Origin of the sequence: Kerstersia gyiorum (assembly GCF_048595715.1) — a bacterium.
Lineage (GTDB): Bacteria > Pseudomonadota > Gammaproteobacteria > Burkholderiales > Burkholderiaceae_B > Kerstersia > Kerstersia gyiorum.
This window is the reverse complement of sequence record NZ_CP169556.1, coordinates 1,562,505-1,575,665: the sequence shown is the minus strand read 5'-3', so window position 1 is coordinate 1,575,665 and position 13,161 is coordinate 1,562,505. Positions and strand designations below refer to the sequence as shown.

General features: G+C 61.0%; 10 protein-coding genes and 2 pseudogenes. 2 read left to right on the top strand and 10 right to left on the bottom strand.

What is annotated here, in order from left to right; all coding sequences use genetic code 11:
* Positions 1 to 13: 13 nt before the first annotated feature.
* The 3 genes and pseudogenes from ACEW7X_RS06935 to ACEW7X_RS06925 form a co-directional block, all read right to left on the bottom strand.
* On the bottom strand, positions 14 to 358 hold the full coding sequence (locus ACEW7X_RS06935) for a Na+/H+ antiporter subunit C (protein WP_068368411.1): 345 nt from the start codon (positions 356 to 358) through the stop codon (positions 14 to 16).
* Between the two features lies 1 nt (position 359).
* Positions 360 to 3,275 carry a monovalent cation/H+ antiporter subunit A gene (locus ACEW7X_RS06930; RefSeq protein ID WP_068368414.1) on the bottom strand — a complete coding sequence of 972 codons (2,916 nt, stop codon included), beginning with the start codon at positions 3,273 to 3,275 and terminating at the stop codon, positions 360 to 362.
* A 759-nt stretch (positions 3,276 to 4,034) separates the two neighbouring features.
* Positions 4,035 to 4,166 (bottom strand): annotated as a pseudogene (locus ACEW7X_RS06925) (hypothetical protein); the annotation flags it as partial.
* Positions 4,167 to 4,643: 477 nt separating this feature from the next.
* On the opposite strand from ACEW7X_RS06925, the gene ACEW7X_RS06920 reads away from it, so the two are divergent.
* Together ACEW7X_RS06920 and ACEW7X_RS06915 are read left to right on the top strand one after the other, a co-directional pair.
* Positions 4,644 to 5,117, top strand: coding sequence for a helix-turn-helix domain-containing protein (locus tag ACEW7X_RS06920; protein WP_253100585.1), 474 nt, complete (start codon positions 4,644 to 4,646; stop codon positions 5,115 to 5,117).
* Positions 5,107 to 6,528, top strand: coding sequence for a type II toxin-antitoxin system HipA family toxin (locus ACEW7X_RS06915; RefSeq protein WP_420177797.1), 1,422 nt, complete (start codon positions 5,107 to 5,109; stop codon positions 6,526 to 6,528). The genes ACEW7X_RS06920 and ACEW7X_RS06915 overlap by 11 nt, the downstream gene beginning before the upstream one ends.
* Positions 6,529 to 6,564: 36 nt before the next feature.
* Here ACEW7X_RS06915 and ACEW7X_RS06910 read toward each other — a convergent pair.
* From ACEW7X_RS06910 to der, 7 genes and pseudogenes are all read right to left on the bottom strand, one after another.
* Positions 6,565 to 6,759: pseudogene (locus tag ACEW7X_RS06910) on the bottom strand (Arm DNA-binding domain-containing protein); the annotation flags it as partial.
* A gap of 162 nt (positions 6,760 to 6,921) precedes the next feature.
* Positions 6,922 to 7,797 carry a protease modulator HflC gene (gene hflC, locus ACEW7X_RS06905; protein WP_420177796.1) on the bottom strand — a complete coding sequence of 292 codons (876 nt, stop codon included), beginning with the start codon at positions 7,795 to 7,797 and terminating at the stop codon, positions 6,922 to 6,924.
* A gap of 15 nt (positions 7,798 to 7,812) precedes the next feature.
* The gene (hflK, locus tag ACEW7X_RS06900; RefSeq protein WP_339137321.1) at positions 7,813 to 9,111 is read right to left on the bottom strand and encodes an FtsH protease activity modulator HflK; all 1,299 of its coding nucleotides are present in this window, start codon (positions 9,109 to 9,111) and stop codon (positions 7,813 to 7,815) included.
* Positions 9,077 to 10,183 (bottom strand): GTPase HflX, encoded by a 1,107-nt coding sequence (gene hflX / locus ACEW7X_RS06895; RefSeq protein ID WP_068368434.1) that lies wholly within the window; start codon positions 10,181 to 10,183, stop codon positions 9,077 to 9,079. Before hflX ends, hflK begins: the two co-directional genes overlap by 35 nt.
* Before the next feature lie 97 nt (positions 10,184 to 10,280).
* A complete protein-coding gene (gene hfq, locus ACEW7X_RS06890) occupies positions 10,281 to 10,520 on the bottom strand; it encodes an RNA chaperone Hfq (RefSeq protein ID WP_068368437.1) in 240 nt (79 codons plus the stop codon).
* A 192-nt stretch (positions 10,521 to 10,712) separates the two neighbouring features.
* Complete coding sequence (gene hisC, locus ACEW7X_RS06885) at positions 10,713 to 11,786, bottom strand: histidinol-phosphate transaminase (protein WP_420177795.1); 1,074 nt, start codon at positions 11,784 to 11,786, stop codon at positions 10,713 to 10,715.
* Entirely contained in the window at positions 11,783 to 13,159 is a 1,377-nt protein-coding gene (gene der / locus ACEW7X_RS06880) for a ribosome biogenesis GTPase Der (protein WP_420177794.1), read from the bottom strand. Before der ends, hisC begins: the two co-directional genes overlap by 4 nt.
* Positions 13,160 to 13,161: the final 2 nt, after the last annotated feature.

Sequence of the window (13,161 nt, the reverse complement as noted above, 5' to 3'; positions counted from 1 at the left end):
GACACCAGACCGCTCACGAATCACTCTCCTTGCCATCCACGTGATCGGTGCCACTCAGCCCCCGGGCCGCCAACAGGACGACCAGGAACAGTGCCGTCATCGCAAAGCCGATGACGATCGCCGTCAAGACCAGCGCCTGCGGCAGCGGGTCTGCATAATTGGAAATATCGGCGACCTTTTCGCCATCCAGCACAGGCGGCTTGCCCACGCTGAGGCTGCCAGTGCCGAAGATGAACAGGTTCACCGCATAGGACAGCAGCGACAGCCCCATGATGGTCTGGAAGGTACGGGGCCGCAGCAGCAGCCAGACACCGGCGCCTGTCAGTACGCCGATTGCCAACGCGACTATCAATTCCATATCAAGCGCCCTCCTCGGCTGCATTCTCCGCCATGGCGGCGCGGGCCCGCTGGCTGCGTGCCGATTGGTGCGCCAGCGCCACCAGCATCAACACGGTCGAGCCGACCACCAGCATGTAGACGCCGATGTCGAACAGCAATACCGTGCCCAGCGCGATCTTGCCGAACAAGGGCAAGGAAAATTCCAGCAACATGGAATCCATGTAGGGACTGCCGGCCAGCCACGAAAGCGCACCGGTCAGCGCGGCCAGCAGCAGGCCGCCGCCAATCCAGTGCTGGGGCCGCAGGCGCATGCGCGACTCGACCCAGGCCGTCCCCCCCACCATGTACTGCAACAGGATGGCCATCGCCATGACCAGGCCGCCGACAAAGCCGCCACCCGGCAGGTTGTGACCACGCAGCAGCAGATAAATGGACACCATGCCGGCCATGGGCAGCAGCAGGCGCACGACCACCGCCGGCACCATCAGGTAGTCCAGCGGCAGATCACCGTCACGAGCGTCCAGATTGCCGTAGGCGTAGGGATCGACCTGCTGGCGCGTGCGCCCCAGGCTTTCCATCGCCGGGCGGAAGCGGCGCAGCAAGGCATAGACCGTCAGCGCCACGGCGCACAGCACAGTGATCTCACCCAGCGTATCGAAGCCGCGGAAGTCGACCAGGATCACATTCACGACGTTATTGCCGTGGCCCAGCGGACGGGCAGCCTGCAGGAAGAAATTCGACAGGTTGTAGCCCTGGTTGTGCGTCATGACGATATACGCCAGGCCGGCCATGCCCAGGCCCACCAGGACAGCGATCGCCAGATCACGCAGGCGCCGCAGGCTGGTCAACAGTTCCTTGACCTGGTTAGGCTGGGTCTCCCCCGCCTGCTCGACGCGCATGGGCAGCCAGCGCAGGCCCAGCAGGATCAATACCGTAGTGACGATCTCTACGCCCAACTGCGTCAGGGCCAGGTCGGGGGCAGACAGCCAGGCGAAGGTCATGACCGTCACCAGGCCGGTCCCGCTCAGCATGATCAGGGCTGCCAGGCGGTGGTACTTGGCCTGGAAGGCCACGCCCACGGCGCAGGCCGCGCCGAATAGCCACATCAGCGCGAACAGCGGATCGAATTCATGCCAACCCGGCAAGGCACCGACGCGCTCCCCCTTCATGAAGGGGGTCACGCCGGCAAGCAAGGCCACCAGCAGGATGCAGAGAATCTGCTGCTGCAGGCGGTCCGTGCTGACATAGCGCAGCAGCCAGGCCGCGCCGTCGGTGAAGCGCGCCTTGAGGTGTTCATAGGTGCGCTTGCCATCGAAACCGTAGATCAGCGGCGTACCGTCGATTTCGCCCACCTTGAGGTGGCGGTTCATGACAACGTACACGGCCACGCCGCCTGCGAGCGCCAGGATGCTCATGATCAGCGGCATGTTGAACCCGTGCCAGATCGCCAGGCTATATGCCGGCAGATGGTCGCCCAGCACCGAGATGGCGGCCGATTGCAGCATGGGGCCGACCGCCCAGGCCGGCACGATGCCTACGATCAGGCAGGCCAGCACCAGCATCTCGATCGGGAAGCGCATCCAGCGCGGCGCCTCGTGCGGCGTGCGCGGCAAGTCCGTGGCCAGCGGGCCGAAGAAAACCTGGTGAATCATACGCAGCGAATAGATCACGCTGCCCATCGCTGCAACGGTGGCAGCCACCGGCAGGGCCACATGAAACAGTCCGGCACGCTCCAGGAACAGGGTCTCCGAGAAGAACATTTCCTTGGACAGGAAGCCGTTGAGCAGCGGCACCCCTGCCATGGCTGCGGCCGCCACGGTTGCGAGCGTGGCGGTAATCGGCATGCAATGCCGCAAGCCGTTCAGGCGCCGGATGTCGCGCGTGCCGGTTTCGTGATCGACGATCCCCACCGCCATGAACAGCGACGCCTTGAAGGTCGCATGGTTCAAAATGTGGAAAATCGCCGCGACCGTCGCCAGCGGGCTGTCCATCCCCAGCATCAGGGTGATCAAGCCCAAGTGACTGATGGTGGAATAGGCCAGCACGCCCTTCATGTCGGTCTGGAAAATGGCCGCATAGGCGCCCAGCACCAGCGTGACCATCCCCGCGCCGCCGATCAACCAGAACCAGGCGTCAGTGCCGGCCAGCGCCGGAGACAGGCGCAGCAGCAGGAATACCCCGGCCTTCACCATGGTGGCCGAGTGGAGATAGGCCGACACAGGGGTCGGCGCCGACATGGCATGGGGCAGCCAGAAGTGGAACGGGAACTGCGCGCTTTTGGTCAGGGCGCCCAATGCCACGAGGATCAGCGCCGGCAGATAGAGCGGACTCTGGCGGATGAGTGCACCGGAAGCCAGCACCGTATCCAGGTCGTAGCTGCCGACAATATGACCGAGCAACAGCACACCGGCCAGCAGGCACAGGCCACCCGTGGCAGTCACCGTCAGCGCCATGCGCGCGCCCTGGCGTGCATCACTGCGGTGGTACCAGTAGGAAATCAGGAAGAAAGACGCCAGGCTGGTCAATTCCCAGAACAGCGCGAGCTGGATCAGGTTGCCTGACAGCACCACCCCGAGCATGGCACCCATGAAGACCAGCAGGAACGCAAAAAAGCGTGGTACCGGGTCCTGGGGCGACATGTAGTAGCGCGCGTACATCGTCACCAGCACACCGATGCCGGTGACCATCAGCGCGAACATCCACGCCAGGCCATCCATGCGCAGCGAGAAGTCCAGGCCCAGGGTAGGCGCCCACGCCAGCGTGAAATGCACCACGCCGCCGTCGGTGACACTGGGATACAGCGACAGCGTCAACAACAGTCCGGCCGCGGCCACCAGGCCTGCGGCCCAGGACTCGCGGCTACGGCCGTCGCGCGGCAGCCTGGCAACCACCAGGCTCGCCACGAACGGCAGGATCAGCAGCAGCAACAACCTCATGACGCCAGCCCCCCTGGCGCCTTCGGCAACACTTGCCGGACACGGAATTCAGTGTATCCACCTCGACAGGCCCGCACCGCGACGGACCTTGCATCATGCTGTTTGGACAGTTTTCTTCTCCTGGTGTGGCCCCCGCGGCGCCGGGAAAAAACGTATGGACAACAATTGAAAAAGCATTCTACCCCCATCAGTCACACGCTTGTTACACAAAAAAATGTGCACCTGCAACATCCATAACCCGATAAGGAAAGTGCAGTCGGCCTGGCTTCCGTTCTGCCCCTTGGAATCTCTCGGCAAGACGCGGCCTGAGGCGATCACCCAGCCTGCCAAGCGAATGCTGCAACGCAAAAAACATTTTTTGAGAAATTTTCTCGAAATGTCAGCATCCTGCACACATCCGACGCAGACTGCTCTCAAATCAGCCCATCCTCGCCAAACTCAACATCTCCTGCATTAACACCGCCACTCTTCCCTGTTCAGCAGGAAACACGATCCGCCAGGCAAATAGGCCCCCCCGCGCTGCGCCTTTGGCTTGCGGCCCCTCAGGGGGCATTTTTGTCTTGGGGCGGCCCGGCGACAAAAAAGGGCCTATATCAAGCCTTCCGTGGAAAGCACGAGGGGCTTGAAACCATATATGGGGCAATAGGTTAGCTCTGTTTCATGCCGCTTGCAGAGGATGCAGCGTTGTGGGCTGGGAGCCACATGAGAGCCTTGAGAAAGCAAGCCACGTCGCACTGTGGCGGTGAAAGAAGATAGCCGTTAAAGAGCATTCAAAAATTGCGCAATTTCCCATTTTCGATGAGCTCGTGCCAGTACTGCGGCGGTTTGACCATACGAGTTTGCGACATTGGGCGTGGCACCTCCTGCAATTAGGGCCTTCGCGGTTGCAAGATTTCCGTGGCTCGCGGCCCAATGAAGCGGGGTTAGACCCGTTTTTTTCCTTCAAATCTGGGTCTGCGCCTTGGGCAAGGAAAAACGCCCGCTGAATGACGTCGCAGCTATTGAGCTGTCGCTCGGCGTGGTCGTCGCGAAGGCCTCCGACCTCTTGCAAGCCAAGAGACATGGCAAAGCTGAATTTGAGCGTGCCGCGAAGTACCCCCCCTGTCTGCCGCCGCAAGTAGCAAGTCAGTGGCGCTACGCTGAACGATATTCGCGCAAAAGACGCCGTTTCGCTCTGAACGGCAGCTCTTAGCAAAGTTAAATGTCCGTAATATCATTCCCTAATAATAGATAGGACTGTTATTACGGACATAATTTCGGTAATATGAGCCTAGACGGTGCAGTTTTTACGCCAACCCATACAATGTCTGTAATATCAGTCATATTGGGTCCGTATGACTGTAATTGCGGCCATGGAGGAGTACCCCGATGAAATATGACGAAACAACCCGCATGACGGAAGCACGGCTTCAGGAGGCCCGCCAACTCGGCCTCAAGCTGGCGCTGCTTCGCAAAGCCTTGGGCGTGACGCAGGCCCATGCGGCTGAGCGCGCGGGTGTATCTCGGTCTACCGCTGTGCTCATCGAATCGGGGGACGCGAGCCGCACGCTGGCGCAGATTCTGAGGTACCTGGAGGTGCTGGCGCCGGGATACAGCCTTTTGGCATTGCTGACTGACGATATCCCCGCCGTCAAGAATTTCCGCGAACATGTAATTCCTGCGCGGGTGGGGAACACAGGCCCCACTCATATTCACACCAGCCACGTCAGCCTCAAGCGAGGCGAGGTCCCAGGTAGGTTCGATGCACTTAAAAATCGTACTCGTGAGGAGGCCGAAGCAGAACGCCTGCGCCTCGCAAAAACTGTGGCCAAAGAGAAGAAATTGAGTGACTATGACTTCTGAACACAACAAATACTTCAAGCCCCCAACGCGGGTTGCGGTCTTCGCTCATCTGGTGGGTGCCCCTGACCCCGCCCATAATAACTTTGTGCCCGCGGGACGGCTTGAGAACATTGGAGAAAACCTTAGCCCAACGTTCACCTACGGCACTAAGTACGTGGGCCGTCCAAACGCGATAGAGGTAGACCCCCGAGCACTCCCCTTAGCGGGTGAGCGGGGTGGCACCACGCGCTTTGTGTTGCCTGGCCTGACAGAATTTGGAGGAATCCGTGACTCTGCGCCGGACGCCTGGGGACGGCGGGTCATCGAAAACATGCTGGGTGTGCGCACCGGCACGCTTCCTGAGGTCGCCTACCTGCTCGAAGCGGGAAGCGACCGGGTGGGCGCGCTCGATGTGCGAGTTGACATTGACTCTAAAGGCACAACCCATGCCCACAGCGTGATTGAGCTGGGAAGGCTGCTGGATATCGCAACCCTTATCGAAAACCAAGAGACGGTACCGCAGCATCTGCTGCCCTATTTTAACGGCTTGAGCTCGGCTGGCGGCGCACGCCCAAAGGCGACGGTGCGCGACGATACCGGAGTGCTCTACCTGGCCAAGTTCCCTTCTAAGGATGACAAGGCCTGCAACGCTGTTCTTGAAGCGGGCACCCTTGACCTCGCCCGGGAAGCAGGGCTTCGTGTGCCACCTGTCTATGTAAAGACCATCGGCGACCAAAAGGTGCTGTTCATCCGGCGCTTTGACCGTTTCTGGGCAGAGCCCGGTGAACTGCTGGCAGCAGGCCAAGAGAGCTGGCTCTCAGACCCGGGCATCACCCATAACGGAATCAAGCGCACAGAGGGGCGCATCGCGGTGTGCTCCGCCATGACCTTGATGGGTGTTGACGAATACGACGCCCAGCGCAGCTCCTACGAGGACATTGCCAAGGCGATTCGTCAATACGGGGCACCGGGCTTCATCAAGTCAGACGTCCAAGAGATGTTCGCGCGGATGGTGTTCAACATCATCGTGAACAACAACGACGACCACCTGCGAAATCACGCCTTTGTGTACGACGTTGCAGCCAAGGGTTGGCGTCTAAGCCCTCTGTACGACGTGCTGCCCATGAACACCGCTGCGTTCACCCGGCATCTGCACCTGGGGGTGGGAGAGATGGGGCGCGAAGCCAGCTTGGACAATGCCCTGTCTCGCTGGTCAGCGTTTCATTCCTCACGAACAAACGCGGTGCAAGCCATCCACCAGGTGTGGACTGCGTCGCGGGCATATCTAGAGAAGTTCGAGAAGTACGGGGCAACCGCGCTGGAGACCGAGTATGTGCAGGGCGCGCTGCGTCGGCTGGAGAACTTGGCCAGCCCCGAGCTCAGCAAGGAACTGCGCGAACTCAAAGTGCCCAGTTCAGGTCAGGCCTCCTGAGGCAAGAAGCGCTGGACGACCCAAGCCCTTCCATCAAAACTCCTTCATGGTCGGTGCCTTGCGGGCGGCGTTCTTGGCCGCGCTGGAGTCACCGCCTTTACGCACCTCGGCCAGCCACTCCTGCGCCATCGTTCGTGCCTGATCGACCGTCAGTTCCCCGTACTGCCCCAGGGCGGGCTTGCGGCGCTCGCCAGCGTTGGTGGGGTACTGGAGCATGAACACCTTGCGGCCCGGCGACAAAAAAGACCCCCACGCTGCGCCTTCGGCTTGCTGCCCCCCAGGGGGGCATTTTTGTCTTGGGGCGGCCCGGCGACAAAAAAAACGCGTGCCTGAGCACGCGTTTTCTGCTGGACAGGGAGCGGGTTCCAAAGAGGCCCCGGCGCTCTCCCTGGTTTACTTGCCCTTGGAATCCTTCATGAAGCGGAAGAAATCCGAGGAAGGATCGACCACCATGACATCGTTCGGGCCGGAGAAGGCGGAGCGGTAACCATCCAGGCTCTTGTAGAAACGGTAGAAATCCGGGTCCTTGGTATACGCGGAAGCATAGATGCTGGAGGCAGCTGCATCACCTTCGCCCTTGATGCCCTGAGCCTGCGCATAAGCCTTGGCCACGATTTCCTCGTGAGTGCGGTCAGCCTCGGCGCGGATCTTCTCGCTTTCGGCAGCACCGATGGAGCGCAGTTCATTGGCGGCACGGGTACGCTCGGCTTCCATACGGCGATAGACCGATTCGGAAATTTCCGGAGCAAACTCCAGGCGCTTCAGGCGCACATCAATGATTTCCACGCCCAGCGGCTCGGCGCGGCGCGCCACGTTGGTACGCACTTCGTCCATGATTTTGTCACGTTCCTTGGACACCACATCCTTGACGGTGCGGATGTTCACGGAAGCGTTGAGGGCGTCACGAATCTGAGCCTGCAGGCGTTCCTGGGCAGCACGCTCGTTGCCACCGAAGGTCACGTAGTACTGGAAAGGATCAGCAATCTTCCACTTGACGTAGGAACTCAGCAGCAGGTTCTTCTTTTCAGAAGTCTGGATACGCTCGGAATCCGAGGTTTCGATCGTCAGAATGCGCTTGTCCAGCGTTACCACGTTCTGGAACGGCGGCGGCAGCTTGAAGTACAGGCCCGGTTCGCTGATGACGCGCTTGATTTCACCCAGCGCGAATACCATGGCGTAATCGCGCTCGCGCACGATGAACAGGCAGGACGACAGCAGCGCGATGACTGCCATGATGACGATGAGAAAGGGAACGGCGAAACGTTTCATGATACTGGGTGCTCCTTAGCGGACGGGACGGTCGCGGGTCAGCGAATAGGGCTGTGCGCCCTGGCCTGAGCCAGAGGCACTGCCCGCGCTGGGCGCCGAGCCGGTTGCCGGAACATCCCTGCCCTGCTGGGCCTGGACCGCTGCGCCGCCCGCCTGGGCTGCGTTGTTGTCCGCCTTGTTGGCGGCACCCGACGAAACCAGCTTGTCGAGCGGCAGGTAGATCATGTTGCTGCCATCCTTGGTATCAACCAGCACCTTGCTGGAATTGCCATAGATGGATTGCATCGTTTCCAGGTACATGCGATCACGCATGACATCCGGCGCCTTGCGGTACTCGTCCAGGATACTGAGGAAGCGCGAGGCATCACCCTCGGCATCGCCCGTCACCTTGGCCCGATAGCCCTCGGCCTGTTCGATCATGCGCGACGCCGTACCACGGGCCAGCGGCACGACCTTGTTGGCATAGGCCTGGCCTTCGTTGATCTGGCGCTCGCGGTCCTGGCCCGCCTTGACGGCGTCGTCGAACGCGGCCTGGACCTGCTCCGGCGGCTGCACGTTCTGGATGGCCACGGTGCTGACCTGGATACCGGTATGGTAGCGGTCCAGGATCTGCTGCATCAGCGTCTGCACTTCACCGGCAACTTCGGTACGGCCCTCGTAGAGCACGAAGTCCATGGGCTTGCGGCCAACGATCTCGCGCATGGCGGCTTCAGACGCCTGGCGCACGGCTTCGTCCGGATCACGCATCTTGAAGAGATAATCCGGCGCGCCGTTGCCACGCAGGCGGTACTGCACCACGAACTGGACGTCGACGATATTTTCGTCGTCCGTCAGGATCAGGGATTCCTGCAGCACCTTGTTGCGCGCATTGCCCCGGAAGCCCACCTCAAAGGTACGCAACTGGGAAACATTGACCAGTTCATGGTTCTGGAACGGATACGGCAGGCGCCACTGGAAGCCGGGAGGCGAGGTCGACTTGTACTTGCCGAACTGCGTCACGACGGCCACCTGGCCTTCCTGCACGATATAGAAGCCGCTGGCCGCCCACAGGCCGGCCGCCACCAGTGCGACAACACCTGCGCCGACCCGGAAGCCGCGCGAAGACGGGCCACCGGCCGAGCCGTTGCCGCCCCCCTGGCCACCACCGGAACGCTTGCGGCCGAACATGCCGCCCAGACGCTGGTTGAAATCCTTCCAGACCTCGTCGAGATCTGGCGGACCATCCTGATTGCGCCCCGGCCGTTTGTCGCCTGGCTTGTTGTTCCGGCCCCAGCCGGGATCATTCAGATTGAACAGTTTGGAAAGTGCTGACATTGTTCCCTGCATTAATGGCGGCCTGCGCTATTGCCCCGCGCAACGCGTCCAGACCGATGCGCTCTGCGGCGCTGACAAATACTCGCGCAATCGTACCATGCACATCATAATCGACACGCGGGGCCAGGCCTGCGAGGTCGATTTTGTTATAGACCTGGATACGGGGTATGTCTCCTGCGCCAATATCCTGCAATACCTTTTCGACTTCCAGTATTTGCTCGTCGCGCTGCGGACTGGACGCATCCACGACGTGCAGCAATAGATCCGCGTGCACGGTTTCTTCGAGCGTAGCGCGGAAAGCCGCAATTAGTGTAGGCGGAAGATCGCGGATGAAACCCACTGTGTCGGAAATCGTTACCTGTCCGGCGCCTTCTATCCAGATGCGGCGTGTCGTCGTATCCAGGGTTGCGAACAACTGGTCGGCGGCATAAGCGCCGGCCCGTGTCAGGGCATTGAACAAGGTAGACTTGCCGGCGTTGGTATAGCCGACCAGCGAGACCGACATGTGTACGCCACGATTGCGTGAACGACGTTGTGTCCGGCGCTGCCGCTCTACCTTGGCCAGGCGCTCGCGCAGGCCCTTGACCTTGTCGCCTATCATGCGACGATCCATTTCCAGCTGCGATTCGCCCGGGCCGCGCATGCCTATCCCGCCACGCTGGCGTTCAAGGTGAGTCCAAAGCCGCGTCAGGCGCGTGGACAAGTGCTGCAACTGGGCCAGCTCTACCTGCAGCTTGCCTTCGTGGCTCTGGGCCCTGAGCGCGAAGATATCGAGGATGAGGGCCACCCGATCCACCACTCGCAGACCGATCTGGCGTTCCAGGTTGCGTTGCTGTGCCGGCGACAGCGGCTGATCGAACAGGATGACTTCGGCCTCGTGCGCCTTGGACAGTGCGACCGCCTCTTCCAATTTGCCGGTACCGATGAAATAGGCCGCATCCGGGCGCTGACGCTTGACCGTGATGACATCCACGATCTCGGCGCCGGCCCCTTCGGCCAGCATTTTGAATTCTTCCGCGTGAGCGATGTGATCCGGTGACCCGAGGTCCACGCTGATGATCAATGCGCGCATCGGCCTCCTTTCCGGCTGGCCCGCCGGTCAGCCGTGCGGCCGCCACACATGTGCGCAGCAGCTGCCGGCCTATATGAAATTGAATATCCGGCCGTAATCAGGCAGCACCCTGTTCAGCGACCTGGAAAGAGACCGCACGCGCCGGAACGACCGTGGAGATGGCATGCTTGTAGACCATCTGCGTAACCGTATTGCGCAACAGCACGACATACTGGTCGAAGGATTCGATCTGGCCTTGCAGCTTGATGCCGTTGACGAGATAGATGGATACCGGCACGTGCTCTTTGCGCAGTGCGTTCAGAAACGGATCTTGCAGTGTTTGCCCTTTGTTGCTCATTGGCCAGGCTCCTTGATGTTATTGGTTTTAGTGGCGTTGACCCAGGCAGTTGGCACCATGGGCCAGGGGTGAGACAAGCGCCCGCGATGCCTGCCTCAGTGCTTCCAGAGACGGCAGGCGCCGGCGCAGGAAGACGCGTGGATTAAACATAGCACTCTACAGGGTTTTCCCGAATGTTTCCAGCACCTTCAATCAGCAACCGCCTTGATCTGCCAGTATGCCTGAGAGCGCGTCACACAGTGCAGCCATTTCAGCATCCGTGCCGATCGAGATACGCAGGTATTGTTCGATACGAGCTTGCTGGAAATGACGCACGATGATGTGGCGCTGCCGCAAGGCCCCCGCCAACTCCGCCGCATGACGGCCAGGATGGCGCGCGAAGATGAAATTCGCCGCGGAAGGCAGGACTTCAAAGCCCAGTTGGCGCAATGCGGCGACCGTGTTCGCACGCGTCAGCGCCACTCGGGCGCAGCACTCGGCCAAGTAAGCCGTATCTTCAATGGCCGCCTGGGCGCCTGCCAAAGCGAGACGATCCAGCGGATAAGAATTGAAACTATCCTTTACACGCACCAGACCTTCGATCAGGTCGGCATGCCCCAGCGCATAGCCGACACGCAGACCGGCCAGGCCGCGCGACTTGGAAAGCGTGTGTACGACCAACAGGTTGTCGTAGCGAGCAATCAGCGGAACAGCGGATTCGCCGCCGAAATCCACGTAGGCTTCGTCTATGACGATCACGTGGTCCGGATTGGCTGCCACGATCGCCTCTACCTCGGAGAGCGGCAATGCCGTGCCGGTCGGCGCATTGGGATTGGCAAAAATGATGGGGCCGGCATTGTCCTGGTAGTCCTCCGGCTGCAAGCGCAGGTCCTGCGTCAGAGGCACCCGCACGCTTTCAATGCCGTACAGGCCGCAATAGACCGGATAGAAGCTGTAGGTGATATCGGGGAAGCGCAGCGGCGCCGACTGTTGCAGCAGCGCCTGAAAGGCATGGGCCAACACTTCGTCCGATCCGTTGCCGACAAACACCTGGCTGACATCCAGACCATAGGTCCGGGCAATGGATTGCCGCAACGCCAGGCCGGTGGGGTCAGGATACAGGCGCAGGCTGTCGTCACACGCGTCGCGCATGGCGGCGAGCGCCCGGGGCGACGGCCCGTATGGCAACTCATTGGTATTGAGCTTGATGAGGCGCTGCTCACGCGGCTGTTCACCCGGCACATAGGGCTTCAGTTCACGCGTCTTGCTGCTCCAGAAACGACTCATTGCTTGCCTTCGACATAAGGATTGTGGGAAGACTTGAACTCAATGCGCAACGGCGTGCCGGCCAGATCGAAGGCCGTACGGAAACGGGCCTCCAGGTAGCGCCGGTAGGAATCCGGAATCGCGTCCAGTGCGCTTCCGTGCACCACGATCAGCGGCGGATTCTGGCCGCCCTGGTGGGCGTAGCGCATCTTGGGCCGGAAAATACCCTTGCGCGGCGGCTGCTGCTGCTCGACTGCTGCGTGCAATTCGCGCGTCAGCTTGGGCGTGGACAGCTTGGCGAAGGCAGCTGCGTGTGCAGCATTGACGGACTTCAACAACGCTTTGACGCCCTGCCCCTTCAAGGCCGAAATCGTGTGCATACGGGCAAAGGCCAGGAAGCGCAGCTTGCGTTCGAACTCGCGCTGGATACGCTCGCGCTGGTCTTCGTCCATGCTATCCCACTTGTTGATGGCAACCACCAGCGCCCGCCCTGTTTCCAGGACGAAACCGGCGATGTGTGCATCCTGCTCCGAGACTTCCTGCTGGCCATCTATCATCAGCACCACGACATTGCTGGCTTCGATTGCCTGCAGGGTCTTGATGACGGAGAATTTTTCGATGGCTTCGAAGACCTTGCCGCGCTTGCGCAGTCCGGCGGTGTCTATCAGCGTGTAGTCCTTGCCGCCCTGCGAAAATTCAATTTCGATGGCATCACGGGTAGTGCCCGGCATGTCGAAGGCGATGACGCGGTCTTCGCCCAGCAGCGTATTGATCAGCGTGGACTTGCCCACGTTGGGGCGGCCGACGATAGCCAGCTTGATGCGGTGTGCCAGCACCTCGCCGTCCTCCGCCGCCTGGGCCTCGGCTTCCTGCTGGGCTTCTTCTTCGGCAGTGTCGCGGAAGGGCTCGAGCGCCTGGGTGATGAGATCGACCACCCCATCGCCATGAGCCGAGGAAATCGCGTGCGGCTGCCCCAGGCCGAGTTCATGAAACTCGGCGATGGCAGCATTTTCCGACATGCCTTCGGCCTTGTTCACTGCCAGCACGATATGCTGGGTGCAGGTACGCAGCAGGCGAGCGATATCCTGGTCATGGGCATTCAAACCTGCCCGCGCATCCACCAGGAACACGACCACGTCGGCCTCGGCGATCGCCTGGCGGGTCTGCTGCGCCATTTCGCGCAGGATCCCATCCTTGGCAACAGGCTCGAAACCGCCAGTATCCACCACCAGGAACGGAATGTCCCCGACGCGGCCTTCGCCGTAGTGGCGATCACGGGTCAGCCCGGAAAAATCGGCCACCAACGCGGCGCGCGAGCGCGTCAGACGGTTGAAAAGGGTCGATTTGCCTACATTGGGGCGCCCGACCAGGGCTACGACAGGTTTGAACGACACGT